A 26076-nucleotide genomic window follows, 5' to 3' on the forward strand; every position below is an offset into this window, starting at 1 on the left:
AAAACGAATAAGCTTTTCAATATTAATTCATAATAAGTTATATAATCGACAAATAGACTTTTTAAGAAAATATTAATTAAGAAAACAGCTTATGGTGCACTTTGTGATATGTACCATAAGCTGTTTTATATTATTTTTTAATTTTGAAAATGAACGATTGAGGTGGAATGATATTTAATACTGCTTACTTGCATATAAATGGTTTTTTGTCACGCTATTCGCTATCACTAAATATATAATCGTATATGTCTTGTGAGACTTGTTCGAAGTTATCGACGTTAAGTGATAGGTAGAATTTGAGTTTAGGTTCTGTACCTGATGGTCTCAAAGCAATAAATCCTTCTTCTAAGAGAATTCTAATTACATTCGCTTTTGGTAATGATATTGCTTCTTCCGTGTTGTCTTCTTTATAAATGCGTTTCAATGTCTCATAATCTTCTACTGCAACAACTTTTAATCCTGCAATGACATCAGGAATATTACGTCTTAATTGATCCATTAAAGCGTTAATTTGTTGTTGCCCTTCTCTACCTTCAAAGACTTTAGACATCGGTTTATCACGATAATAGCCTACTTCTTTATGGATTTCTTTTAATTCATCGTGCAGTGTTTTGCCTTCATTTTTCAAAATAGAAGCATACTTAATAATCAATGGCACAATTTGAATGGCATCTTTGTCTCGCACGAAGTCGTCAGCTAAGTAACCATAGCTTTCTTCATAGGCAAATAAAAATGATTCTGTATCATCTAACTCACGAATGGCTTTAGCAATGTGTTTAAAGCCGATTAAGACTTCCTTCACAGTCACACCATATTGTTGTGCAAGTCGTTCACCTAACTCGCCACTTACAATAGATTGAATGACAACCGAATGATTCGGCACATTCGTGTATTCGAGCAGATATTTAATGAGTAATGCGCCGATTTCACTGCCACCAAAGTAGTATATTTGACCATTTTCATTTCGTTCTACAAATCCCATGCGATCGACGTCAGGATCTGTTGCAATAATTAAATTAGCGTCGATATCGTGAGCTTGTTGAATTGCTAAATCAAAGGCTTCTCGCTCTTCGGGGTTCGCACTTTTAACGGAACTGAAATTTGGATCTAGCTCACTTTGCGATTTGACTAAACTTACATTCTGAAAATTAAGATGCTTTAAAACGTCAGGAATAATCGGCACACCAGTACCATGCAAACTCGTATATACGACCTTCAAATCAGATTGTGGAATATCACCTATAAGATTTGTAAGTTCGTTTATGTAACTATCATAAACCGCTTCTGGTAAATCAAAGGTGTTCTTCTCAATAAGTTCTTGATTTAAGTCAATATTCAACTCAAGTGGATTACCTAAGTTATTGATATATTGAGCAACTTCTAATGAAGTATCCTCATCTAATTGCGCACCATCTGCACCATAAACTTTGATGCCGTTATAATCTTTAGGGTTATGACTTGCTGTAATCATGATACCGGCAGATGTTTGCAAGTATCGGACAGCAAAAGATAGTTGTGGCGTTGTTTTATATACATCTGCCAGATAAACTTTAATGCCTTTCGAAGTCAAAATTTGCGTAATAATATGTGCGAATTCTGAAGATAAATGACGAATATCATAGTGAATGACAATTGAAGGATTATCTTCTTTATCTTTTAAGTAATTAGCAATTCCTAATGCCAGACGTTGTATGGTATAGCGATTTAAACGGCCAGGACCAAGTCCAAACTGGCCACGAATACCTGCAGTTCCAAAAGCTAATTCAGTTTCAAATCCTTGTTCTTGAAACGTTGTGGTCTGACTATCATAGAATGATGCTACAAGACTGTCATCTTTATATTTCATCCAATTGTCTTTCATTATATACTCCTTTCATACTTATACGGATGTCTTATTATTCTATTTCAGTATACTGGATATTTAAAAAAGTTTCATTTGATTAGGAGATAAGCATTATTTAGTTATCGTTGATGCTCAACGAATCAAACTCGCAATAAGTAACCCATAATGATAAAATACATTTATAAATTAATTCCATTGGCAACACCAACCCCCTCACTATTGCGCTAGTGAGGGGGTTTTATGGTGTGTTAGACGATGTCGCTTATTTCTCTATTACTTACTGAAATTGATAGCTTTCATGACCTTTCGCAAAAGCTTCAACGGTATAAATCATTGAACCACCCTCTGAGTCGTTCTCAATGTCATTGGTACAAATAAGCAATTGGTTTGTTCCTGGAATAAATTGTGGATGTGTTGAACGTAACATTTTACCTTCATCACGCCCTGGCATTAAGATTTGACCAATAGGATATCCACGTCTGTTGAAGACTAGAACACGCCCTTGTCCATACATTGCTACGTATAAATTATCATCGCTATCAATACAAACTGAGTCTGGTCCTTCATGGCCAGTAAAGTAATATGGAATCGTTGCACCAAACGGTGCAATTGTCACGCCATCGTCCTCTAATTGAATACGATGTAGTCGGTTAGTCGTTGTTTCTGTAACCCATAATATTTTTTCATCCGTACTTAAAGCTACACCATTCGCTACTGAAATGTTCTGAATGACTGGTGTCACTGTCTTGAAGTCTGGTGAAACATAGTAAACGCCACCTTTAGGGTTGGTAGAATAACCTCTAAAATCAGTGAAATAGAAACCACCTTTACTATCAAAGACCATGTCATCAATACAATATTCAGTATTGAGTTCCGAAATGATTTCTTCAAATTGTTCACCATGTTCATCTGTGGCGAAGATACCACCTGTTGACTCGAAATCGCCTAAATAACAAGTGAATAAACGTCCATCTTTATGTATTTTGACTGCAGCTGGATTTTGTTTTGTTGATTGAAACGCTGTTGAAACCTCTTTTGTGTCTATGTCGACTTTAAAGATTTTACCGCCAAACACTTCACATAAAAATAAATTATGATCTCTATCAAAGACAAGACCTTCAAGTTGAAGTCCTTCATCTGAAATTTTTAACCAAGGTTCTGCCGTTACCGTTTGTAATTCACTTTCAGAAATAATAGGTACCGCACTTTTTGATACCCCAGTATATGTTAATTTTGGTAAAGATTGATTTGTCATAATTAACAATTCCTCCCTTTTCGAAAAGTATAATCTTAATTCATTATAATCCTTTACTTCACTTTCTACTTATCGTACTACATGTAATCGTTTTCAAAAAGTAATTGTACTTCTAACATAGGTCTGTTGCCCTATTTTCAAAACCGAAATATTGAAAGTTATTGTAAATTTGGTAAAATAATATAATGTTGATTTTTATAAAAAGATAAATTATTGAATAACTAAATGATATGGCTTGCCTTTACGATAAATAAATTTTTAGAGGAGAATTAGAAAATGGATTATAGAGTGTTATTATATTACAAATACACAACAATTGATGACCCTGAAACATTTGCAGCTGAGCACTTAGAATTCTGCAAATCAAATAATTTAAAAGGTAGAATTTTAGTTTCTACAGAAGGTATCAATGGTACATTATCAGGTACGAAAGAAGATACTGATAAATATATCGAACATATGCATTCAGATGAGCGTTTCGCAGATATGACGTTCAAAATTGATGAAGCTGAAGGACATGCCTTCAAAAAAATGCACGTGCGTCCAAGAAATGAAATCGTTGCTTTAGGTTTAGAAGACGATGTTGATCCACGTGTTACAACTGGTAAATATTATTCACCTAGCGAATTTAAAGAAGCACTTGAAGATGAAGATACTGTCATCTTAGATGCTCGTAATGACTATGAATTTGACTTAGGTCACTTCCGCGGTGCCATTCGCCCTGATATCACACGCTTCAGAGACTTACCAGACTGGATTCGTGAGAACAAAGATCAATTAGATGGTAAAAACATCGTAACTTATTGTACAGGTGGTATTCGTTGCGAAAAATTCTCTGGTTGGTTAGTTAAAGAAGGCTTCGAAAATGTAGGACAACTACACGGTGGTATCGCAACTTACGGTAAAGATCCTGAAACTAAAGGTCAATATTGGGACGGTAAAATGTACGTCTTCGATGAACGTATTAGTGTTGACGTTAACCAAGTTGAGAAGACAGTTATCGGTAAAGAACACTTTGACGGTACACCTTGCGAACGTTATATTAACTGTTCAAATCCTGAATGTAACAAGCAAATTCTTGTTTCAGAAGAAAATGAAGACAAATATCTCGGTGCTTGTTCATATGACTGTGCCAAACATGAACGTAACCGTTATGTAGCTAAAAACAACATTAGCGATGAAGAATGGAATCGTCGTTTAGAAAACTTCAAAGACGTTCCAGAACATGCACATGCTTAATATCTAAATCATATCCCTTATGAGATTTAATTAGCTCATAAGGGATATTTTTTGAAGTGGCTTAGAATTCTTCATGAAGTCATTGTCCACCGCAACTTACTTTGCTTATATGATTTCTTTTTTGAGATTTTCAATGTTGGAATATAACTAGAATTGAAATATCTTTATACAAGCGTCTAAGCAATTATTTAACAGCATTTTCTTCGCTATTGGCACTTTTATTATTTCTATGATAGTTGACTATTACGGTATAATTTGGGCCTATATTATTTGTTTTAGTATGTATATAGCAACTTTTATTTTAGGACTCTTTTTCCGAAAAACTTTAAAAATTGAAATGAGTAATGAGAAATCTTATAATTGATAATAATTCTCACTTTAAATACTGGAGGTTTCTACATATGTGTACAGGTTTTACGTTTCAAGCTAAAAACGGTGACGTTATTTTAGGACGCACGATGGACTATGACTATCCATTAAGTGGACATCCTGCTGTGCAACCACGTCACTACTATTGGGAATCTCGTGTAGATTATAAAGGTACAACGTCGTATGGTTTTACTGGTGCCGGTTCTGATATGGAAGGCTTTATTTTCGGTGACGGTGTAAATGAGCATGGCCTCGCAATATCTAATCAATATGACCGTGGTTATGCCTCATACGCTAATAAAATACGAGATGGATACATCAATATTTCACAAACTGAAGTATTAACATGGGTACTTGGTTACAACAAAACGATTGAGGAACTTGTTGAACAAGCAGACCAAGTTAATGTCGTTGCACATACATTGAATGATATTAATGAAGCGCCACCATTACATTATCATGTATCGGATGCGACAGGCCGAACTGTAGAGATTACGTTTGTAGAAGGTCGCATTGTCGTTCATGATAATCCAGTCGGTGTACTAACAAATAGCCCTGATTTAAATTGGCATTACGAGAACTTGAAGAATTATGCGAATGTGACACCTTACAAACCACAATATAAACGCTATAAAAATTTATATATCGGCAATGAAAGTGGTACCTCTGGACTACCAGGTGGTTATACGTCAGCAGAACGTTATGTAAGAGCAGCTTATCTTGTAAGTAATATGTTGCCTGACGATGGTGATGATGCAGTATTAGATGCGTTTAGAATTCTTGATAGTGTAAGCATTCCTAAAGGTGCAGTTCGCCCTTCTGAAGATGAATTCCACTATACGCTCTACCAAACTGTATTTAACTTAACATCGCGTACATTGTATGTGAAATACTATAATTCTAATCGTATTGCTGAATTACAATTAACTGAGGATTTATTAAATAGCGACGAATTAGTTATATTTGATCCGATTCCGCAAGGATTGTCTACCGATAAAGTAAATTAATTATCTATAAACAAACAAGCGTGGCTGATTAAAAAGCCACGCTTGTTTTTATTATGCTTTAACATTTTTAGGAATCAGAATAAATGCTGATATAAGTCCAAGTATCATAATAATTGCCCCGACTAAGAATGAAATCATTGCTGACATTTCTACTGAATAGAATTGTTGGCATACTGTAAATACGGTCGTATTTAACGCGATACCAAAAGCTCCTCCAAGTGTAGCGCCCATCTTATATAAACCTGTCGCAAAGCTCACTTTCTCTTCTGGCATATTTAATACTGCAATCGTTAAGCCTGGTGTAGCAACTAACCCATTACCAATCGCACATACAACAAATGCGAAAGTTACAATACCTACATACCAACTTGGCGATAAGAAAGTGAAACTAATTAGAATGATACCAATTGCTGGAAATAGCGGCCCTGCAATTAACATACTTTTACCACCATATTTTTGAATTGCTTTTTCACCTAAGCGTATCATCGCTATCGCCATGAAGACATACGGCACTGTAACCAAGCCAGTTTGTGCTTCGCTCATACCAAATTGTTTTTGAGCGTAACCATTGAAGACTACTGTGGTACCTACCCCAGTGTTAAGCACAAAATTATTGATTGTTGAGCCCAAAAATGCTCGATTTTTTACAATTGAAAAATCAATAAATGGTGTGGGTCTGCCTTTTTCAAAAATATAAAATACAACTAAAGCAATGAGACCAACGATTGCAACAATTAACGTGAATCGACTTGCCCAACCGTATGTAAAACCTTGAGTCATCAATAGCATTAAGCAAGCGATAATTACGCCAAAAATCACCATTCCTACATAATCGAAGGGCTGGTAATCACGTTCTTGACGTGGCACTTCTTTTCTACGACTTAAAATAAAAATCGCAATAATTGATAAAACGATAGAAAACACAAAGATAAATTGCCAACTTAAAAAGCTAGAAATAAGACCACCGACATAGGAAGAAAATCCTATTCCACCAACTGTCGCAATCATCATAAAACTATAAGCTTTACGGAGTGATTGACCTTTAAAGTTATCTGATACTAAGCCAATTGTAGAAGGTAGTAATATGGCAGCTGATAGGCCTTGAAAAATGCGCCCAATAACTAAGAATGGCGTAGCAGGAACAATAATAAGACTAAGGCAACCAATAATACTAAAGACGAGACCTATTATTGTCATCTTGAGGTTTCCCACTTTATCTGCAATATCTCCTGCACCCACCATGAAAATACCTGTAACGAATGATACAAGGCTGATAGATAGGTTAAGTGTAGAATCTGTAGCACCAAACGTCTTTTGTACACTAGAACCAATATTTATAAATGATTGTGCAAACAACCAATATGTTAACACTGCAAAACTAGCTGCAATGATTAATTTACCGTCGAACCTACTTTGATGTGAACTCACATCTGACACTTCCTTTACTGATATAATAAAATAGTTATTGAGAATCATTCTCATATAACCCAAGATATTATATCATGCCCTTGAAGAAAATATATAATTTAAAATTTTAATGAAGGCAACTAATAATCAGTTTATTTTAGAAACTTATCATAAATATCGTAGTTTTATATATTTATTTAGCCGAACTGTAATAAATAAACACAGACCTAACTTAATTGAAGAACATAAAGAAATAGTCTCGGAACTCGCAAAAGGTAATGTTCAAATGCTACTAATTTACTTGAAAATCATTTAAAAAAAGACTTAGAATTTAGTCTCTATTATCTTGAATTTTTAAACCTATTTATCATCTAACATTCCAAACAATATCTAAATATAAAATATTATTCAATTTATTTTAAATTCACTTTAATAGCAATTTTAGTTGTGCTAATATTAAGAAAATTACATCTATTATTCACTTATCTTTTACATATTAATTAGATAGGGTTACAGAGATTAATTGTAACTCTGAATCTCATCAATTAAATATTAAAAGTTAATTTGAATAACTGTTAAGGAGTGTTTCTATGGAATGGATTAAATTGATTGGTATTTTAATCATAATCATCGGCTTCATTCTTAAGTTTGACACTATAGCAATTATTTTAATTGCAGCAGTAGTCACTGGTTTAGTTGCTGGTATGGATATCGTTGAAGTACTTTCAACACTTGGAAAAGCCTTTGTAGATCAACGTCTTGTAACTTTATTTATGCTTACACTTCCTATGGTCGGTTTAATTGAACGTTTTGGTTTGAAGCAACAAGCTTCTAAACTAATTAGTAACGTTAAGAAAATAACAACCGGTCGCCTTCTTACTTTATATTTAATTATTCGTGAAATCGCCGGCGTAGCTTCAATACGTATCGGTGGCCATCCTCAATTTGTTCGACCTTTAATTAACCCTATGGTTCAAGGTGCACTTCGAACACGTTACAATCTTACTGATAAAGACATCGATGAGAAAGATATTGAAAAACTAAAAGCCGAAGCATCTGCCATGGAAAATTATGGTAATTTCTTTGGACAAAACTTATTTGTTGGTGCTGCTGGTGTGTTATTGATGGTTGGGACTTTCCAATCTTTAAACATTAAAGTGAATGCGATGAGTTTAGTGCTCGCTTCAATTCCTGTTGCTATCATCACACTTATTTTAGTTTGGATTAAAAATATTTTACTCGATCGTTACTTCAATAAAAAATATGGAAATAATGAGGTGAAAAGTCATGAGTGAAGCAACTTTAAACCATATTTTAGAAATATTTTACATACTGATTGGACTTCAATTTTTATATACAGCTTATCGCGCTTTACGTTCACAAGATAAATCTAAAAGTTTAGGTACAGCAGCATTTTGGACCATTTTAGCTATTTTATTTATAGGTGGTCCTTATATACCAAATGCAATTAATGGTCTGCTAGTTTTAGCAATGGGTGCTTTAACACTTTTCAGACAAGTGAAAATCAAAAACATTATCGATGTTAATGATGAGGAAGTTGAAAGAGGTTCTGCTAAATATGAAAATAAGCTTTTCATTCCTGCAATTGTCTTAGCTGTGGTGGCAGTAGTTGTTTCAAACTGGACTCCACTTGGCGGTGCCATCGGTTTAGGTATTTCATCTATTGTAGGATTAATCGCAGCACTACTCATTATCAAACCAAAATTATCTTACACATTGTATGACAGTGACCGATTAACGCAACAAGTTGGAACGACAGGTATATTACCACAATTCTTAGCTGCACTTGGCGTACTCTTTACTGCAAGTGGTGTGGGTCAAGTCATTTCAAAAGGTATCTCTTCATTTTTACCTGAGGGCAACCATTTAATTGGTGCAATTGCTTATATATTAGGTATGGTTCTTTTTACAATGCTTATGGGAAATGCTTTCGCAGCATTTACTGTTATAACAGCAAGTATTGGTATTCCATTCGTTATTGCCCAAGGTGGCGATCCAATCGTTGCAGGTGCGCTTGCCATGACTGGTGGTTTCTGCGGAACATTACTTACACCTATGGCGGCAAATTTCAACACATTACCAGTTGCACTACTTGAAATGAAACAAGAATTTGGCGTTATTAAAGCACAGGCGCCTATAGCATTAGCACTTATAGTAATTCACATTGCTCTAATGTATTTCTGGGCATTTTAAATAATTCTAAGGAGGAAATGAATAATGAAAATTTTAGTTACAGCATTTGATCCATTTGGCGGTGAAAAGATTAATCCTGCACTAGAGGCAGTAAAGCAATTGGAGAATACGATTGGCGAACATACCATTTCAAAGTTAGAAGTTCCAACCGTCTTTCATGAATCTAAAGACGTCATTGATAAAGAACTGTCTAAAGGCGATTACGAAGTGGTCTTGTCTATTGGTCAAGCTGGTGGCCGTTATGACCTTACTCCAGAGCGTGTAGGTATCAATATCGACGATGCACGTATTCCTGACAACAAAGGAAATCAGCCTATTGATGTGGCCATTCAAGAAGATGGCGCACCTGCCTACTTCTCAAACTTACCTATTAAAACAATGACTGAAGCGATTAAAGCAGCAGGCGTCCCTGCAAGCTTATCGAATACAGCGGGCACATTTGTTTGTAACCATGTCCTATACCAATTAGGTTATCTCGCTGACAAGTCTTATCCGGGGCTACTATTTGGATTTATTCATGTACCATTTATCCCTGAACAAGTGACAGATAAACCTGAGAAACCGTCGATGTCTATTGAAACAATTGCGAAAGGTTTAACAGCGGCTATTAAAGCCATTTCTAAAGAAGACGACTCCAAAGTTGCACTAGGAGAAACACATTAAAAAGAGGGTCCCCACCCTCTTTTTTTAATTTCAAAATTGGAAAACTTCTACGTACCTATTCACAAATTTATCATTTCAAATAATTTGTATAGGGTGTATCATATAATAATGTTTATTGATGGAAAAATATTTTCAATAACTAAACTCTATTATAAAAAATAATGATGAATACAATAGAAAGAAGGTAAAACATTGAAAAAGCGCATATTCTATTCACTTTCTATATGCGCGATGCTTATGTTAAGTGGTTGTGCTCAGTATCATAATGATGACAAAGAGGTTAAAGTCTCATTACCTCGTGAATTTAATACAAATCAACTAGATGCACAAGGCTTTGATGCGCCTATGCCTGTGTACAATGCTATCTATCAACCGCTTGTAACTTATGGTAAAAATGGCAAGATTGAACCAGGTCTTGCTACATCTTGGGAAGCTTCAGAAGACGGTAAACACTACCTATTTCATTTAAAGAAGAATGTAAAATTCAATGATGGTTCTGATTTTGATGCATCGGCAGTTAAATTCTCAATTGAACGTGCGAAGGCAACGGATACAACCGACCCTATAAACATTTAAGAATTGAGCATATTTAAGTTAAAAACAATGCCTATCAAAACTTAGGCATTGTTTTTATTGCGTATATACTATGTAATTAGAGCATTTCTACCAAAAATAATTTTGAAATGTAGCTAATATATTACCAAACATGTGTATGATGATAGGTATTTCGAGCCGTTTTGTTTTTAAATATGCAACAACGAAAATGAAACCTGAAAAGCCGTAAATAAACCATTCACCTATGTTGCTTGGGCCATGAGCGCCAGCGAATAAAATAACAGATACTATGCCACCAACTATAGGTGCACCTCTAAAGATACCTTTAATTAACAATCCTCTAAATATAATTTCTTCTAAGATAGGACCTAAAATACCTACCGCAATGAGTTGTAAATACAGTGGTACATTGCGGTAACTTTCCTCTAACTCCTTCTCATTCCCTGTCGTAGGCATGAATTCAAAATAAATATAATCTGTACCATTTGCAAGAATGAATCCAATGATAATGATTAGCCATTGCTTTTTAGTTATTCGACTAAATTGAAATAGCTTCAGCTTACTTAATTTTAAAATTAGAAATGCAATAATGACCCCTACAATAGCAATCCAAAAGTATCTTGGCTTCTCTACTAAGAGTATAACCATTGATTCGGCAACAAATAAAATACAAATTAAAAATAGAGATTGTAATATCAACTTCCAATAAGGTTTTTGAGAAATTTGAAAATCTCCTGTTATATGGTCATGTGATATTTCATCTTTAGACATAGTTAACCTCCTAAACATATAATTCGAAATTTTAATTTTTAGTTAAGATAACGCATTTTTATGAAGTGACCTACAATAAATGTCAAATATATGTTACATTCATATAGAAGTATTCATTTTTCAAAATCTTATATTTCTAGACAAAGGTGGGTTTATTATGATGAATCATCAGAATATGGATACAATTTCTAATACTACATCTTCTTCAAATGAAGATAATTCAACTAAAGACCACATACATACCGAAGAACGTCGTCCAACTGGTAATAAGTTTGTACGTGCCCTTATTTTCATTGGCTGGATGTTACTAATTCAAATTCCTATTGTGAGTAGTATGTTTATCTATAGTTTTTCTATTTATATGGATACATTAACTTGCACATTAGTGACCATCATTTATTTCATACTAGCTGCTGTAGTAATATGGCTAGTTAGAAGTTATTACAAACGTCATACCTATGAAAAGTCTAAAAAATTTACAGGTAAGGATATTGCAGTTAATGTTGGTTGGGCCGTACTTCTTAGATTAATCGTTATTGGTATGTCATATTTAATGCTATTTGCGACAGGTTCAATGCAAACACAAAACGACAAAATGTTATTAGGTGATATGAACACTGCCAAACCAACGCCTGATCAATTGGGCCAAGTCTTCCCGCTAATTGTCTTCGTACTGACGATTACATTTGTAGCACCTTATTTAGAAGAACTTGTTTATCGTGGCATTTTTAAAGAAACATTATTTAAACGTACACGATTCTGGTTACCGTTCATCCTATCATCACTTATCTTTGCTTCTCAGCATGGTATTTCAAATTGGGTAGCAATTCTAATGTATACCATGATGGGAATGATATTCTACCTTGCTTACCATCGTCGTAGAAATGTTCGTGACAGCATGATGGTTCATATGATTCATAATGGTGTGAGTGGCATCATGGTTCTAGTAAGTTACTTTATGGTATTTTTTAGTTAAACATTGAACTCTTAAAATAGTTCCAACATAACAAATATTGTCGCAATTTAATCTTAAATATTTCTTAATTTAGAATATAGCACTTATTAACACTATAAAAGCAGGACTTCATTACGTCGAAGTCCTGCTTATTTTTATTTATCAAATGCAATGGTCTTTATATTTTTCTCTTTCAAGAAATTCTCAATTTTGGCTTGTTCTCGACCATTCGCAATATTTTTATCTTTATTGATATCGAGAATATCTTTTAATGATGCATCTTCATCTAAATTTAACGCACGTTGATTTGTTTGATATGTTGCTATCATATAATTACTTATCTTTTTAGTGTATTGTTCATATTCTTTGTTAGGCATCTGATTATTTTTTATGTACTTGGCAAAGTTATTTAAATTTTGTTCTTGTAAGTCTACAATATGATTGAATTTTTGTTCTTTTTTCTTAGATAACTTTTCGTCAGAATCTAACTTTTCTTCATAAGGCTCTCTTGCATCCGTTAGTTTTCTATCGGTATCTAAATATGTTTTAATATCTTTTTTTATCGTACTCTCAGAGATCTTCTGACCTTTGATTGTTTTATCAAAAATATGTTTAGGAATCTTGTCATTATGTTTAGAACTATTTTGTGACTGCTTGTTATCATTTGATGTATCTTTAGAATCATTTTCTTCTGACGATGACGAACAGCCAACTAATGTAAAAGTAAGAATAATTACAGGAATAACTAATAAGTATTTCTTCATATTGATGCTCCTTTATAATGTAAGTAATTCTTTCCTTATTTTAGTATAAGCAAATACATAAATAATTTAAATAAACCATGTAAAATAACAACTACTTTTAAAGTAACTTGTTTACTATGCCTAATTTCATGAGAGAATATCACTCTTTAGAAATCTGAACCCTTCTATTGAATACCTCTATGTTTAATCATTAGTAAAATAAAAATAACGCCTATGTATCCTGCGATAGATATAATGGATGCTTCATAACCAAATTGATTGCCTGTGATGGCTATGTTGTTCGTATGTACGACATATTGCCAAATACTATACTGACTTTCCTTTTCCGTGATAAGTAAAAGTTGGGATAAATTCCAACAAAAATGTAGTGTAATGCTTGCCCAAATCGTATTGAATTTATAAGTTGCCAAACCGAACATGATGCCTACTAGTGAACCGCTAATTAATAATAAGAAGAAACTACTTACATTTAACCCACCATTTAATAAATGGATTGCTCCAAAAAATATTGCCGTGGAAATAATGGCAATCTTAATGTTCGTCTTCTTCTCAATGTACCCCATCAATAAACCTCTGCATACCATTTCTTCAACGACCGCGCCACCTAAGGCTGTTACAAAGATAGACCAGAAAAATGAATGCAACATATCATTTAAATTACCAAAGTGGTGCACAGTAAAATCACCTGGAACAAAAATGAAACAAATGCCATAAACTACTATTGGTAAGCTTAAGCCTAATATCACATAGAGTTTATTAAACTTAGGTGTTGTTATACGATATGCGCTCAAGCGATCTTTTAATACACGTTTAATGAATAATCGAACGACTAAAAAAGCAAAAATGATATATAAAATCCCTTGTAAAATAGCGCCTATACCTAGAAATGGAATTAAATCACTAAAGATGGATGCAATGCCTTGTGTAACGACCATGATAAGTAGTGCTAATAAGAATATACCTGCAATTTTCAATATTTTCATGATAATACCCCTATCTTTTTATAATTATTATTATATTAGCACAATGTTAAAGATATAAAATACGAGTCGAACAATCAATGATGTCCAACTCGTATACTAAATATTATTTTTTCTCTATTACTTTAGAAATATATGTTGATGGTTTATCTTTATCAAATATAGTTAGCCCAGTAATATCTTTTGCATTTTTAGATGGTACGACAAGACTTACTAAATATCCGAAGACGAAAGCAACGACGAATGAAATGATTGATACGTAGAATGGTGAGTTACCTCCACCAACGCCATTTAGTAGGTATGCAATGATTACACCTGCAATTAATCCTACTAAGACACCAAATGTATTCGCACGTTTCGTAAAGATACCTAATGCAAAGATACCAGCTAATGGTACACCAAATAATCCAGTGATCAATAAGAATAAATCCCATAAATTGTTTGAATCAGCAGCAATTAAGTAAATTGAAATACCATAGCTTAATAAGCCTGCCACAACAATGACTAATCGTGCAAAGTTAACTTCTGATTTATCTGCCCCTTTTCCAAAGAAGCGATGTTTAATATCTTCAGAAATACAAGCAGAGATAGAGTTCAAGCTTGATGAAATCGTCGACTGTGCAGCCGCAAATATAGCTGCAATCAGTAATCCGCCCACGAATGGTGGCATTTCAGTTAGAATGAAGTAAGGCACGATAGATGATGTATTGAATCCTTTAGGCAATACCTGTTCATGTTGATAGAAAGAATACATCATAGTTCCCATTCCATAGAAAATAGGTGCAGAGATTAACGCTAAAACACCATTTGTCCATAACGATTTCTTCGTTTCATCCATAGAGTCAGATGCTTGATAACGTTGAACAACATCTTGACTCGCAGTATATTGGTGTAAATTGTTAAAGATATTTCCAAGGAAGATAATCGGAATCGCTGCCGCTGCGCTATTTAATTTCCAGTTATCTACACTAATAATCTTCTTATTGGCAATTGCATCACTGACAATTGTGCCGAAACCACCTTTGATTTCAAAAGCACCGATGATAATTATCATTAATGCGCCACCAAGTAAAATAACACCCTGGATAAAATCGCTCCATACAACGCCTTCGAATCCACCTAAGAAAGTATAAAGAATACATAAAATACCCACTAAACTAGCTACGATGAATGGATTCATATCAGATACAGCTGTGATTGCTAATGTTGGTAAATAAATAACAATCGCTATGCGTCCTAAATGGAAAATGACAAATAATAATGAACCGATGACACGTATACTTGGTCCAAAACGCGCTTCTAAATATTCGTACGCTGATGTTACGCGTAACTTTTTAAAGAATGGTACATAAAATGCGATTAAAATTGGAATAATTGCGACAATCGCAATATTACCAGCGATGTATGCCCAATCTGTTAAAAATGCCTTTTCCGGTGTAGACATAAAGGTAATGGCACTTAAAGTCGTCGCATAAATCGAGAACCCAATGGCCCACGAAGGCAAACGACCACTTGCCGTGAAGAAACTATCCGTATCTTTACCAGCCCTTTTAGTAAAGTACGCTCCAATTAATAACATAATGACAAGATAACCAATAACAGCTACCCAATTCCATGCCCCAAAACCGACTTGATGCATAATCAACACCCCTTGTGTTACATATTCTGTTGTTAAATATTCTCAGTTTGTCTATAAATCGTATTTCTTAATTAATGTGTCCAATGCATCACGATGTCTTTCATCAAATGGTCGGAATGGACGTTTAGGCAATCCGCCATCGATACCACGCGCTTTTAATATTTCTTTTAATGTAGGGTAAATGCCCATACTTAATACCGTTTCGATGATGTCATTCGTATCATGTTGTATTTGATATGCTTCAGCAATTTTGCCTTCTCGTGCTAAATCAAATATTTGTCGTGCACGGCGACCATTCACATTGTATGTTGAACCAATTGCTCCATCGACACCTGAAATTATCGCTTGCACTAGCATTTCATCAAATCCAGATAATATGAGTTTATTAGGAAATGCCTTACGGATACGTTCTAATAAGAAGAAGTTCGGTGCAGTGTATTTCACGCCTACAACTTTTTCATGATTAAATAACTCGCCAAATTGTTCGATGCTAATATTGACACCTGTTAAGTCAGGAATCGCATAAATAATCATATTGTTTTGTGTTGCTTCGATAATGTCGAAATAATATTGCTTAATTTCTTCAAAAGAGAATGGATAATAGAATGGTGTCACTGCTGATAGCGCATCATAACCTAGTTCTGTTGCGTATTTCCCAAGTTCAATCGCTTCATTTAAATCTAATGATCCAATTTGCGCAATTAAGTTCACATCGTCTCCAACAGTTTCTTTCACTACTCTAAAAATTTGTTTCTTTTGTTCTTTACTAATTAAGAAGTTCTCCCCAGAACTACCATTCACATATAAGCCATCAAGTTTCTCAGTCTCAATCGCATTTTTAGCAATTTGCTTTAATCCTTCTTCTTTTATTTGTCCATGTTCATCAAACGGTACAAGTAATGCGGCGTATAATCCTTTTAATTTATCTTCCATGTCATGTTCCTCCAAATCAATTTTTATTCAAATTCATTTTTATAAACTTTGAGATAAATTCAATTACAATAAATTTCTATTTACACCTCGAATTGTAAACGTTATCATTTTCTTAAACAACTATTTTTGAAAATATTTAACAAAATATTGCGAATTTGATGAAAATATTTTTCAAAAAGAATGATGACGATTACTTTAATTTGAAGTGTCGTTATAATAAAAACGACTAAGGAGGTACCTCAATGTATAAAATAGCTATAGATATAGGTGGAACAAATATTAAAGTGGCAGTCATTAATGATGACCTAGAAATGATTGATTATAAAAAGATTAAAACGCCAGATAATATTAATGTGCAAATTGTAGATGAAACATATCAATTAGTAGCAGCATTTATGAAACAATATCAACTTAAAAATCCATTTATTGGTATTTCAAGTGCTGGTGTCGTCGATTCAGATTTAGGTCAAATTATTTATACGGGGCCAACCATTCCTAATTATGACGGTACACAATTCTTCGAAGTCTTCAAAGATTTATCGTCTGATATCGCTGTTTATAATGATGTGGATGCGGCATTGTTAGGGGAACTTAAACTCCATCATTATGAAGAAGATAATATATTCTGTTTAACTTTGGGGACAGGTATTGGTGGTGCATTTTACAGTGAAGCTTCTGGCATTTATCAAGGTTCGCGTCACCGTGCCAATGAAATTGGTTACTTACTTTATCGTGAAGAAGATGGTAAAACATTTGAACAACGTGCCTCAACATCAGCTCTTAAAGATTTAATGACTAAACATCAATTTGAACATGGTACGGATGTACCTAGATTATTTAATCTAGCAGAAGATGGTAATGAAGAAGCACTTAATATTCTCAATGAATGGAGTAATTATATTGCAGAAGGTATTGCTCAAATTCAAATTATTTATGATCCAAGCTTGATTCTTATTGGCGGCGGTATTTCATCTCAAGGTGAAACACTTCTCAAATATATAGAACCTAAAATTCATCATTATTTACCCTCAGACTATGGCATTGCTAAGATTCAAACAACTCAAACAGAGAATCATGCTGCTTTATTCGGCGCAATCACTAAATAACGGCTGGATCTAGATAGGCGTGGGACACTGAATTCATAACGAATTCTGTCCCACTCCTCACTCATTCCTTCTCATTTCCTAAAATGACGTCTCGTGTTTGTTGATATACTTGGTGCATATGTGTGTCATTCAATAATAAATAACTCACGATATCTAATAAAAATAGTGTTGCGATTTGTGAGTTGATGAATTTTGAATCATTGTTACTTGATTGAGCCGTCGTAATTAATACTAAATCTGCATTCTTAGTAAGCGCACTACCTTCGAAATTTGTTATGACTACGACATACGCCCTTTGATTGCGAGCAATCTTCGCAGCTTCAATTAATTCTAAGGTTTCCCCACTATTTGAAATAGCGACAAACATATCCCGTGATGAAAGTAGCGACGCCGATATCTTCATTTGGTGCGCATCTGTTGATACAGAACCTTTGATACCCATACGCATTGTGCGATAGTAAAATTCACTTGCCGTTAATCCTGAACTTCCTAATCCTGCGAAATTGACTTGTCTACACGTTTTTAAATTGTGTGCTAGACGTTTAATCTTTTCCTCGGAAATAAATTCACCCGTTTGTTGGATAATGTTTTGATGATAACGATGAATAAGCTGAACAAGCGGTGCATTTTCTACTACCTTTTCTGATTTTTCGTGTTGCAAATTAAACTTCATATCTTGAAAGTTGGCATAATTTAATTTCCCACTAAATCTTGTAATGGTAGCTGGTGATGTCCCGATAGCATAAGCTAAGGAATTAATTGTAGAGAAATTTTCATCAAGTTCATGTGTTTGTATATATTCAATAATTTTTTTATCCATTTTCGTTAATAAATGACGACTTCTTTGAATACGATTTTCAAATTTCATGACAACACCTCGTAATTAAGTTAGTTAAACTGTATTATATTTGAAAATATTTTTCAATTACCAATTATAAATTGATAAATATTTTCTTAATGTTATGATATGAATGAATAAACGAATCAATTATAAATACTATTTCTATTTACAATTTTGAAAAAGACGGAGCGTGTTTAAAAATGTTACCAAATGGATTAATCGTGTCATGTCAGGCGTTACCTGACGAACCATTACACTCATCATTTATTATGTCAAAGATGGCTCTAGCAGCTTTTCAAGGTGGAGCGGTTGGTATACGTGCGAATACTAAAGAAGATGTTTTAGCGATTCGAGAAGAAGTATCACTACCGGTTATCGGAATTGTAAAACGAGATTATGAAGGTTCTAATGTATTTATTACAGCAACTTCTAAAGAGGTGGATGAACTAATTGAAAGTGGATGTGAAGTAATTGCTTTAGACGCGACAACGCAAACACGTCCTAAGGAGTCCCTTGAAGAATTAGTTCATTACATTCGAGAGAAAGCACCCCACGTTGAAATTATGGCGGATATTTCAACTGTTGAAGAAGCCATCAATGCAGATCATTTAAACTTTGATTACATTGGCACAACATTACGTGGGTATACGTCTTATACAAAGGGACACATTCTCTTTGAAAATGATTTTGAATTTTTAAAAGAAGTATTAGAAAAGGTCAACGCGAAAGTTATTGCAGAAGGTAATGTCATTACACCTGAAATGTATAAAAAGGTAAGTGACTTAGGCGTACATTGTACAGTTGTCGGTGGCGCAATTACACGTCCTAAACAAATCACTGAACGTTTTATAGAAGCTGTCCAACAAAAATAATTGCTTAATTTGGAGGCGTAAATCATGAAGATAACGAACTTAGTAGATAAAAAATTAGGGAGTGATTATGTTGCAATTGAACTATTGAAGTTAATTAAAGATAAGCCTGATGCTATATTAGGGCTTGCTACTGGTGGCACGATGACAGATGTTTACCCACGCTTCTCAGAATTAGCATTGGCTAATCGAGTAAATTTAGCAAAAGTTCAAACATTTAATTTAGATGAATATGTAGGGTTAGCACCTGAACATGCTCAAAGTTATCATACGTATATGCATCAATTATTATTTGATCACAATGCTAGTTGGAATGCCGATAACATTCATATTCCTCAAGGCCATGTTGATGATTTAGAGCGTGAGGCACGTCGTTATGAGAATCAATTGAAACAAATTGATCAACCGGACATTCAGTTATTAGGTATTGGTGAAAATGGACATATCGGCTTCAATGAGCCTGGCACATCTTTTGAAAGTGAAACGCGTGTGGTTGATTTAACTGAATCAACGATTAATGCTAACAGTGTTCATTTTGATCATATTGATGATGTGCCTAAACAAGCCGTTTCTATGGGATTGAACTCTATTATGCGTGCGAAACGAATCATCTTATTAGCATTTGGAGAACGTAAACGTGATGCAATTCATCAACTCTTGAATGGTGAAACAACTGAGTCATTACCTGCATCTATCTTGCACCAACATCCTAATGTAGAAATCATTGTTGATGACACTATTTTCAAACATTTATAGTTGACTACCCAAATAAAATAGAAAACAGAAAGTGGATTGATAGCCAATCCACTTTCTGTTTTTTCATTTTATGAATGTTTAAATAGTTTTAAAATTAAATACATAATAATACTAATAACCGCAATTACTGAGAAAGTAATTAAGAATATTAATTCTGTTTGGTGAAATTCAAATGCTAAAGTAAAATTATTAAAACTTTTGAATGTGCTATAAACGATTAAATTAAGTAGGATTAATGCGGTTAAAGCAATAATAGATAACCATGCTAACCAACTAAAGAAATGCTTAGCGTTAGGGAATCTGAAATCATTATTCATGAATGGACACCTCTCTTCCGTCGCTCGAGTTTCGTATCAAACATTTACTACATATATACACTAGAATGTATATCTTTAAACGCGAATAGAGGTTAGAGAGAATTTATAATAACTACATCAACCACTTTTTTTAATATTGATGTACAACTCCTGATTTAATTGTTTTATCAATACGAATCGTATCATGTACCACAACGATATCAGCATCTTTACCGATTGCTAAACTACCTTTATGGTCATCAATTTTCAATGCAATGGCTTGATTCAAACTCGTTACTCGCCATAAATTCTCTAATGAATCATGTGTATATTCAATTAAATTATACAAACCGTCATTCATTTTCAAGATGCTACCTGCTAAAGCGCCACTTGCTAAGCGAGCCTCTTTTCCTTTAACGATGACATTCTGTCCGCCTAAATCATATTCACCGTCTTCCATCCCTTTCGCACGCATTGCATCTGTGATGAGATACATGTGTTCATTTCCCTTTTGCTTATAAGCAATATGTACAGAAGCAGGATGTGAATGAATACCATCAACTATAATTTCCGTATTTAATTGTTCATTCGTCCACGCCGCACCAAAGACACCTGGATCGCGATGTTCAAATGGTGTAGCAGCATTATATAGATGTGTTACGTGTTTAGCACCATGGTCGACCGCTTCATTCGCTTGATCAAATGTTGCCACAGTATGCCCCATTGAAAAAATAATATCTTCATGTAATTGATTTAGTGTATCATGTGCACCCTCAACTTCAGGCGCAAAGGTAATAATTTTGATTTGCTGATTCGCAATTTCTTGGAAATGTTGAATCTTAGACGCTGACGGACGTTGCACATATTTAGGATTTTGAGCGCCAACTTTATGCTCTGAAATAAATGGACCTTCTAAATGAACACCACCTACTTCAGCCGCTTCTCCTCGTTGTTGATCAGCTTGATATGCCACAATATTTTTCAATGCCTTTTCAATATTAACATCAGATTGTGTCATCGTCGTTGCTAAAAATGTTGTCGTTCCCTCTGATAATAACTGTTCAGCCAAATGTTTCAAACCTTCATAAGAAGCATCCATTGCATCCTCGCCATAACCACCATGAATATGAATATCTATGAAACCTGGTAATACATTTTGACCTTTCACGTCGACTTGTTCTAATTCTCCAGTATACGTTCCTTGTTGAATATCACTTATTTTGCCATCTTCTACTACAAGATATCCATTTTCAATAACTTGCTTTTCCGTATAAATTTTACCATTTGTAATGACATAGTTTGTTGACATGATATACCTTCTTTTCTATTTAATTCTTCAAATTTTCATCTCAATTATAGCATTTCATTAGGTCGTATTTAGCCAATTTTCTCTTTTGGAAAAAGTTTTCAAAACAGAACACTATTACTTAGAAATCAAGATATTTCAAAAAAATTGAATTTTGAAAATATTTTATATTATAGGTATACTCAAACTAAATAAAATATAAAGGATGACTTAATTGAACAATGAATGACAAGCGAAAGAAAAACAATTATTTAGTATATGTGATATCCGTAACCATCATTGTACTTATTACTGCTATGGCCGGATTCTTTCCTAAAGCATTTGGCGTCTATGCACAGCATATTTATAATTTTATTTCTAATTCATTTGGTTGGCTGTTCTTACTTATTATATTTATTTTAGATATCTTTTTAATCTCGTTAGCAATTTCTCGTTACGGTCGTTTCAAATTAGGCAGTGATGATGAAGAACCTGAATTTTCATTTTTATCATGGTTAGGTATGTTATTTTCTGCGGGACTTGGTGTCGGTATTGTATTCTGGGGTGTTGCTGAACCACTCACACATTACCTTCACTCACCGTTTCCAAAAGATGTTCCGAATCAATCAGCAGAGTCAGCGCGTGTAGCTATGGGCTATACCTTCTTCCATTGGGGTATTTCACAATGGTCTATCTTCGCCATGGCTGGACTTATCGTGGCATATTTTCAATTTAGAAAGAAGCGAGATGGTTTAATTTCTACAGCAATGGAACCTGTCTTTGGTCAAGCTTACAAACGTCCATTTCGAAATGTGATTGATATTTTAGCAATTATAGCTACAGTTATGGGGATTGCCACTTCTATAGGTCTTGGTATCATGCAAATTAGTGGTGGATTGAATCATGTCTTCCATGTACCAAATAATAACGTTACAAAAATTGCAATTACGGTACTCATGGTTTGTATTTTCTTAGGTTCTGCGATAACTGGATTAAATCGAGGCGTTAAATGGCTAAGTAACATCAATATTACTTTAGGCGCTGTTTTACTACTTTTCATGCTTATCTTTGGAGACTTAAAATTCATCTTTGAATCTTATACTCTAGCAATCGGAGACTATATCAGACACTTTGTTGAATATAGCTTACGTATCAATCCATATTCTGGCAATAATGCTTGGATACAACAATGGACTGTCTTTTACTGGGCATGGGTAATCTCATGGTCACCATTCATAGGAGGATTCGTCGCTCGTGTATCTCGTGGACGTACAATTCGTGAATTTATCATGTGTGTTTTAATCGTACCTCCACTCATTTCATTCGTATGGATTGCAGGATTTGGCGGTATGGCCGTTAAGGTTGCTATGGGTGGCGATAACATCGCTAAATTAGTAGATAAAGATTACACAGTTGCTTTATTTGAATTACTATCAAAGTTTCCATTAGCTGATATTATGAGCATACTAGCAGTCGTCTTAATATTCTTACTCATAGTGACAAGTGCAGACTCAACAACACATATTGTTGCTGGCATGGCAACAGGAGGTAGCGAGAATCCAAAGGTGAAACATAAAGTGATTTGGGGATTGCTCATCGGCGCTATTTCAGTTGCAATGACGATTGCAGGTGGTTTGACGAGTTTACAAACTGCATCCGTTGTAACAGGATTACCATTCTCTATCATTCTATTACTAATGACACTTTCTATTATGCGTGCGCTTCGCAGAGAACATACGAAGTACTTCCAAATGTCTTATATTGATGATGACAAAGATTATTCTATTCCATTAGAACAACGAGAAGATCATAATAAATCTAATGAAAAGGAACAAGGCAAGGAACAAAACAATGAAGAAAAATAACAATATGGATCTGTACTTTAATTTACTGCCTTTAATTGGACTAATCATAAGTACATTTTTATTCATACTATAATTTGTCATTTATCGCGTAGATGATAATTGGGTTATTGTAAGTTTATATTGTTTATTACCAATATTTGTGAATAGTTCGATCACTTTAGCATACAAACTTTTTAATAAATAGCGCATAGACTGCTCTTGTCATATATGTAATTTTAAAATATTGTAGTAATAAGCACTTTCTATCATTAAGAGGAAACAAGGGGGATTATAATGAATTACAAACAGGCATCACCTGAAGTCTTACGTCAATTAATTCGAGATGGAGAACTTGTCGGTCACACAAGCGGTATGGCAGAGGGTTATATACAAGCTAATGTGGTTATATTGCCATCGAAATATGCTTATGATTTTTTAAAGTTTTGTTTTAGAAATCCAAAGACTTGCCCACTCTTAGATGTGTCAGAAATTGGCGCACATTCCTTTCCATATTATGGGCCTAATGCAGATATACGCACTGAAGTTCCGAAATATCGTATTTATGAACATGGTCAATTGATTAAAGAAGTTGATGATATCACTGACCTTTATACAGAAGATATGGTTAGCTTTCTAATTGGTTGTAGTTTCACTTTTGAGCATGCCATGTTGGAAGCTGGCTTACCTGTACGTCATATTGAAGAGGGTCATAATGTACCGATGTATCGTACAAATATACCAGCACATTCAAGCGGATACTTTAAAGGTAATATCACAGTTAGTATGCGTCCTATGACTATGAATCAAGCGATTAAGGCAACAGAAATCACTTCACATTTTAAGAATGTTCATGGCACGCCAATCCATATTGGCACAGCAGAAGAACTAGGAATCACTGATATCGATAAGCCTGATTATGGAGAAGCTGTCACAATCAAACCTAACGAAGTTCCAGTCTTTTGGGGATGTGGCGTGACACCGCAATCTGTTGCACTTGATGCCAAACCTAAGTTAATGATTACACACTCACCCGGACACATGTTTATTACAGATATTAAAGATAGCGAATTAAATGATTAATTTTTTAAAAAAGGGAGATACGCAGCTAAAAATTATGCTGAGATATCTCCCTTTATGTATTTATATTATCCAATGTGTATTAAAAGTTGATAAATAAGTGTGCCCGCATAGTTCCCTATGACATAACCCAATGTACCTATAATTAGTATCGGTCCAACAAGACCTTGCCATCCTTTACTGATAGCTAAAGCTGCTGCCGTTGTAGGACCACCAGCAGTAGCATTACTTGCCAACAGTATTTCTTCAATCTTAAAGTTAAATAACTTTCCTAGTATTAAACTTAAACCTAGATTGAAAATTAATATAATCATCACAAAGACAAATAATAGTGGTGCTGTTTTTATAATCGTCATAAATGAAGCAGGTGTTCCTATCACTACAAAGAATATGTAAATAATAAATGTTCCAATTTCTGAAGAACCGGCTAATTTATCAAAGAAATCTCCCCAAATAGCCACTGCCAATAATGTAAGTGTTGTAAGTAACAGGTATTGATCGCCAAAGAAAGAAACCAGTATCGTAAGTAGGACATTAGACTGCGGTATCACATGTTGAATGACCTCAGATAATTTAAAACTGATTGCTACTAATGCCACTGCAATCGCTATCGAAAGTGCAATATCTAATAATTGAATTTGCTTCGGTTGCCAATAAGATTGTTGCGTTTCTGGTGTTGACTCAGTTTGATAATCTGTCTTAAACCATCTTTTTATAATAGGTAAAGACGGTATTGCAATCAACAACATAAAGTACAATGCCATGACACTATTATCTGCAACGACTGTTGATGAAATCATGTCACTCGGCGTTTTAAACTTCGTGCTTAAAGCTGCAAAGTTCACGCCACCTCCTATATAACTTCCTGTCATCATCGCGCCAATTTTTGCTAAATATGGAATCCATTGATGAAGTAAAATAAATCCTACCGTTGTCCCCATCAATGTTCCAACTGATGCAATTAAGAAGATATATAATAATCGACGACTTTCCTTCCAAATCTTTAAAATATTAGAACTGAACAATAATAAAGGAATTGATATTGGTACCGCGTAATCCCATACTGTATCATAAACCGGCGATTCAGTCGGGATAATCTTAAAATTGGATAATAACATAGCCCCTACTAAAGCAATGATGGCACCTGAAATGGTGCTTGCCCATTGATATTTCTGTTCTAAGAAGATACTGACTGTCGCCCAAACTATAATTATGGCCCATAATATCCACGTATCATCTTTTGCGATTAATGTCCCTATTGTAAACATCATCCCATCCCCCTTCTTTAGTAATATTTTATACTATTCATAATTTAATTTCGATATTCTATGCCATTTTTATAACGTTATAATCTACTGATAATAATTCTCAATTAAACGTAAAAATGCTCTGTACATTGCTAAAAAAT

The 26076-nt window shown here is 34.2% G+C and carries 24 protein-coding genes; 12 read left to right on the forward strand and 12 right to left on the reverse strand.

Annotated elements, in window-relative coordinates; all coding sequences use genetic code 11:
• Window positions 1–214 precede the first annotated feature (214 nt).
• Window positions 215–1861 carry a phospho-sugar mutase gene (locus tag BB045_RS02845; RefSeq protein WP_075140456.1) on the reverse strand — a complete coding sequence of 549 codons (1647 nt, stop codon included), beginning with the start codon at window positions 1859–1861 and terminating at the stop codon, window positions 215–217.
• Between the two features lie 259 nt (window positions 1862–2120).
• Window positions 2121–3098: an SMP-30/gluconolactonase/LRE family protein gene (locus BB045_RS02850; protein WP_070581057.1), complete on the reverse strand. Its 978-nt coding sequence runs from the start codon at window positions 3096–3098 to the stop codon at window positions 2121–2123.
• Between the two features lie 276 nt (window positions 3099–3374).
• Here BB045_RS02850 and trhO point away from each other — a divergent pair, with 276 nt between their 5' ends.
• Together trhO and BB045_RS02865 are read left to right on the forward strand one after the other, a co-directional pair.
• Entirely contained in the window at window positions 3375–4337 is a 963-nt protein-coding gene (trhO, locus tag BB045_RS02855; protein WP_011274628.1) for an oxygen-dependent tRNA uridine(34) hydroxylase TrhO, read from the forward strand.
• Window positions 4338–4738: 401 nt separating this feature from the next.
• Window positions 4739–5713 (forward strand): choloylglycine hydrolase family protein, encoded by a 975-nt coding sequence (locus BB045_RS02865; protein ID WP_070581059.1) that lies wholly within the window; start codon window positions 4739–4741, stop codon window positions 5711–5713.
• A 51-nt stretch (window positions 5714–5764) separates the two neighbouring features.
• Here the strand turns inward: BB045_RS02865 and BB045_RS02870 are convergent, their stop codons facing one another.
• Window positions 5765–7141 (reverse strand): MFS transporter, encoded by a 1377-nt coding sequence (locus BB045_RS02870; protein WP_070581062.1) that lies wholly within the window; start codon window positions 7139–7141, stop codon window positions 5765–5767.
• A 569-nt stretch (window positions 7142–7710) separates the two neighbouring features.
• Between BB045_RS02870 and BB045_RS02875 the strand changes: the two genes are divergently transcribed.
• The 4 genes from BB045_RS02875 (at window position 7711) to BB045_RS02890 (ending at window position 10573) form a co-directional block, all read left to right on the forward strand.
• A complete protein-coding gene (locus BB045_RS02875) occupies window positions 7711–8415 on the forward strand; it encodes a DUF969 domain-containing protein (protein ID WP_016930593.1) in 705 nt (234 codons plus the stop codon).
• A complete protein-coding gene (locus BB045_RS02880) occupies window positions 8408–9334 on the forward strand; it encodes a DUF979 domain-containing protein (RefSeq protein ID WP_070581064.1) in 927 nt (308 codons plus the stop codon). Before BB045_RS02875 ends, BB045_RS02880 begins: the two co-directional genes overlap by 8 nt.
• A 24-nt stretch (window positions 9335–9358) precedes the next feature.
• The gene (pcp, locus tag BB045_RS02885; protein WP_075140457.1) at window positions 9359–9997 is read left to right on the forward strand and encodes a pyroglutamyl-peptidase I; all 639 of its coding nucleotides are present in this window, start codon (window positions 9359–9361) and stop codon (window positions 9995–9997) included.
• A gap of 192 nt (window positions 9998–10189) precedes the next feature.
• Window positions 10190–10573, forward strand: a complete 384-nt coding sequence (locus BB045_RS02890) for an ABC transporter substrate-binding protein (RefSeq protein ID WP_053036103.1) — start codon at window positions 10190–10192, stop codon at window positions 10571–10573.
• 87 nt (window positions 10574–10660) lie between these two features.
• Here the strand turns inward: BB045_RS02890 and BB045_RS02895 are convergent, their stop codons facing one another.
• On the reverse strand, window positions 10661–11323 hold the full coding sequence (locus BB045_RS02895; protein WP_075140458.1) for a CPBP family intramembrane glutamic endopeptidase: 663 nt from the start codon (window positions 11321–11323) through the stop codon (window positions 10661–10663).
• 157 nt (window positions 11324–11480) lie between these two features.
• Between BB045_RS02895 and BB045_RS02900 the strand changes: the two genes are divergently transcribed.
• Window positions 11481–12299 (forward strand): CPBP family intramembrane glutamic endopeptidase, encoded by an 819-nt coding sequence (locus tag BB045_RS02900; RefSeq protein ID WP_070581070.1) that lies wholly within the window; start codon window positions 11481–11483, stop codon window positions 12297–12299.
• Window positions 12300–12433: 134 nt separating this feature from the next.
• On the opposite strand, the gene BB045_RS02905 is transcribed toward BB045_RS02900, so the two are convergent.
• The 4 genes from BB045_RS02905 to BB045_RS02920 form a co-directional block, all read right to left on the reverse strand.
• Window positions 12434–13042 carry an NDxxF motif lipoprotein gene (locus BB045_RS02905; RefSeq protein WP_070581072.1) on the reverse strand — a complete coding sequence of 203 codons (609 nt, stop codon included), beginning with the start codon at window positions 13040–13042 and terminating at the stop codon, window positions 12434–12436.
• 164 nt (window positions 13043–13206) lie between these two features.
• Window positions 13207–14025 (reverse strand): CPBP family intramembrane glutamic endopeptidase, encoded by an 819-nt coding sequence (locus tag BB045_RS02910; protein WP_070581074.1) that lies wholly within the window; start codon window positions 14023–14025, stop codon window positions 13207–13209.
• 103 nt (window positions 14026–14128) lie between these two features.
• Window positions 14129–15661, reverse strand: a complete 1533-nt coding sequence (locus BB045_RS02915; RefSeq protein ID WP_053036111.1) for a sodium:solute symporter family protein — start codon at window positions 15659–15661, stop codon at window positions 14129–14131.
• 51 nt (window positions 15662–15712) lie between these two features.
• Window positions 15713–16594: an N-acetylneuraminate lyase gene (locus BB045_RS02920; RefSeq protein WP_053036113.1), complete on the reverse strand. Its 882-nt coding sequence runs from the start codon at window positions 16592–16594 to the stop codon at window positions 15713–15715.
• A 242-nt stretch (window positions 16595–16836) separates the two neighbouring features.
• Here BB045_RS02920 and BB045_RS02925 point away from each other — a divergent pair, with 242 nt between their 5' ends.
• Window positions 16837–17700 (forward strand): ROK family protein, encoded by an 864-nt coding sequence (locus tag BB045_RS02925; protein WP_075140459.1) that lies wholly within the window; start codon window positions 16837–16839, stop codon window positions 17698–17700.
• Between the two features lie 61 nt (window positions 17701–17761).
• Here the strand turns inward: BB045_RS02925 and BB045_RS02930 are convergent, their stop codons facing one another.
• Window positions 17762–18568, reverse strand: a complete 807-nt coding sequence (locus BB045_RS02930; protein WP_070581078.1) for a MurR/RpiR family transcriptional regulator — start codon at window positions 18566–18568, stop codon at window positions 17762–17764.
• Window positions 18569–18741: 173 nt separating this feature from the next.
• Between BB045_RS02930 and BB045_RS02935 the strand changes: the two genes are divergently transcribed.
• A complete protein-coding gene (locus BB045_RS02935) occupies window positions 18742–19413 on the forward strand; it encodes an N-acetylmannosamine-6-phosphate 2-epimerase (protein ID WP_070581080.1) in 672 nt (223 codons plus the stop codon).
• Window positions 19414–19437: 24 nt separating this feature from the next.
• Entirely contained in the window at window positions 19438–20166 is a 729-nt protein-coding gene (nagB, locus tag BB045_RS02940; RefSeq protein ID WP_070581082.1) for a glucosamine-6-phosphate deaminase, read from the forward strand.
• A 68-nt stretch (window positions 20167–20234) separates the two neighbouring features.
• Here the strand turns inward: nagB and BB045_RS02945 are convergent, their stop codons facing one another.
• Together BB045_RS02945 and nagA are read right to left on the reverse strand one after the other, a co-directional pair.
• A complete protein-coding gene (locus BB045_RS02945; RefSeq protein WP_070581083.1) occupies window positions 20235–20483 on the reverse strand; it encodes a hypothetical protein in 249 nt (82 codons plus the stop codon).
• A gap of 130 nt (window positions 20484–20613) precedes the next feature.
• Window positions 20614–21771, reverse strand: coding sequence for an N-acetylglucosamine-6-phosphate deacetylase (nagA, locus tag BB045_RS02950; RefSeq protein ID WP_070581085.1), 1158 nt, complete (start codon window positions 21769–21771; stop codon window positions 20614–20616).
• Window positions 21772–21989: 218 nt separating this feature from the next.
• Here nagA and BB045_RS02955 point away from each other — a divergent pair, with 218 nt between their 5' ends.
• Window positions 21990–23612 carry a BCCT family transporter gene (locus tag BB045_RS02955; protein WP_075140460.1) on the forward strand — a complete coding sequence of 541 codons (1623 nt, stop codon included), beginning with the start codon at window positions 21990–21992 and terminating at the stop codon, window positions 23610–23612.
• Window positions 23613–23885: 273 nt separating this feature from the next.
• Window positions 23886–24671 (forward strand): putative hydro-lyase, encoded by a 786-nt coding sequence (locus tag BB045_RS02965; protein WP_070581089.1) that lies wholly within the window; start codon window positions 23886–23888, stop codon window positions 24669–24671.
• Window positions 24672–24736: 65 nt separating this feature from the next.
• On the opposite strand, the gene BB045_RS02970 is transcribed toward BB045_RS02965, so the two are convergent.
• Window positions 24737–25936, reverse strand: a complete 1200-nt coding sequence (locus BB045_RS02970) for a DUF819 family protein (protein WP_033079793.1) — start codon at window positions 25934–25936, stop codon at window positions 24737–24739.
• Window positions 25937–26076: the final 140 nt, after the last annotated feature.

The organism is Staphylococcus sp. MB377 (genome assembly GCF_001922505.1).
Classification (GTDB): Bacteria; Bacillota; Bacilli; order Staphylococcales; family Staphylococcaceae; genus Staphylococcus; species Staphylococcus haemolyticus.